1 protein-coding gene is annotated in these 1,093 nt (G+C 65.3%); it reads right to left on the bottom strand.

What is annotated here, in order from left to right:
• Positions 1-988 (bottom strand): DDE-type integrase/transposase/recombinase (locus EBE87_RS28375; protein WP_147426318.1); only part of this gene is annotated, 988 nt, incomplete at its 3' end.
• Positions 989-1,093: the final 105 nt, after the last annotated feature.

Below are 1,093 nucleotides of genomic sequence, written 5' to 3' on the forward strand. Positions count from 1 at the left end.
TGTCTGGTTGCGAGACGTCCTTGGCATCTTCGACGATGATGCGGGCCTTCTCGATGTCCTGCGGCCCGGCCTGCCCGACAGGCTTGGTGCTGCGGAGCTTTCGCCGGGCGGCGAGGCGCTCGGCGACGACCTGGTTCGGCGTCCGGCCCTGCAAGACCCGCTGTCGTCGGGCGTTGTAGGCAGCGTTGAACCCACGCAGCAGTTGCTCGAGGTCGCAATGGGAATAGATCGTGATGCCGAGGACCTCGCTTTCGATGCGACCATTGAAGCGCTCCACCATGCCATTGGTCTGCGGCGTGTAGGGACGGGTGTGACGATACTCGGCACCGAGTTCGACACAGGCCTTCTCGAAGGTCGGCGAGAAGCAGCTGCCATTGTCGGTGAGCACATGGGTGATGCGGAACGGGAAGGCAGCCGCTGCCTCGCGCAGGAAAGAGACCGCGCTGCTCGTGGTCATGTCGTCCTTCACGGCCAGGTGGACGGAGCGTGAGAAGCGATCGATGGCAACGAAGAGATAACGTTTGCGGCGCTGGAAGTCGGCCGTCTGCAGCATGGGCAGCTGCTTGATGTCGATATGAATGAAGCCGAGATCATAGTCACGGAACTTTCCCGCACCCCTGGCAGGACGCTCCGAGGCTACGGGACGCCGCCGGTTCAGCCCTTCGGCCTTGAGGATGCGCCAGATGCTGTCTCGGTTGAGGTGCGGCAGGAAGTGCCGGACGACGAAGGTCAGGTCGTCGAGGGCGAAGTTGGTCCTTTCGCGCAGCAGGCAGACCACCGCGCGCTCCTCGACGGTGGCCTTCCAGGGCAGGTTATGCGGCCGGGCGGAGCGGTCGAGGCAGTCGGCGGCCCCGCGCTTGCGCCACTTGCGGATGGTCTCGGTACTGACGCCGTAGCGCTGGGCCAGCAGTCCGGTCGGCGCCGAGGAGCGGGCGATTTCGGCGCGAACGGCGGGGGTAGTACGGGCGTTGGGGTGGATCTGGTGCATGGCTCACCTCCGTCCCAGAACAGCGCGCGGCAGGCGCTCGAACCGGCGGCGATAGTCTAGGATAGCCAGCCCGACCGGGTCCCAACAATGTTCCGCGACCAGACA

The organism is Teichococcus wenyumeiae (genome assembly GCF_003696345.1).
Taxonomy (GTDB): domain Bacteria; phylum Pseudomonadota; class Alphaproteobacteria; order Acetobacterales; family Acetobacteraceae; genus Pseudoroseomonas; species Pseudoroseomonas wenyumeiae.